This window comes from Acinetobacter sp. UBA3132 (assembly GCF_002364825.1).
In the GTDB taxonomy this organism is placed as follows: domain Bacteria; phylum Pseudomonadota; class Gammaproteobacteria; order Pseudomonadales; family Moraxellaceae; genus Acinetobacter; species Acinetobacter schindleri.
In genome coordinates this window covers 6603-6899 of record NZ_DEZM01000043.1, presented here as the reverse complement: position 1 = coordinate 6899, position 297 = coordinate 6603, and the positions used below count along the sequence as shown (strand labels likewise).

Genomic DNA, 297 nt, shown 5'->3' with positions numbered 1-297 from the left:
GACAACATGCACAGTAGTTCATCTTCTGGGTCGAGGCTTTGCCTAAGATCTTTATTTTCCTCTCTCCCTGTAAAAATTCTTGTATTGAGCACTGCGCTTGTTCCATTCCACGCTATCAATGCAAGTAAAACACCGGCACACCAATTTGATAGTGTCGTCAACAGCAATAAGCTTACTGTTGTTGCTGTGAAGAGCCCGACCACAGTGTTTGAAGAAGGTGGTCACCTGCATGGTTTTGGTTATGATCTGGTTCGTAACTATGCCAAAAACATGAATGTAAAACTGGATTTCAAAACA

At 42.1% G+C, this 297-nt stretch carries 1 pseudogene; it reads left to right on the top strand.

The features are described 5' to 3' along the window. Nucleotides 1-6: 6 nt before the first annotated feature. Nucleotides 7-297, top strand: a pseudogene (locus B4033_RS01765) (ABC transporter substrate-binding protein); the annotation flags it as partial.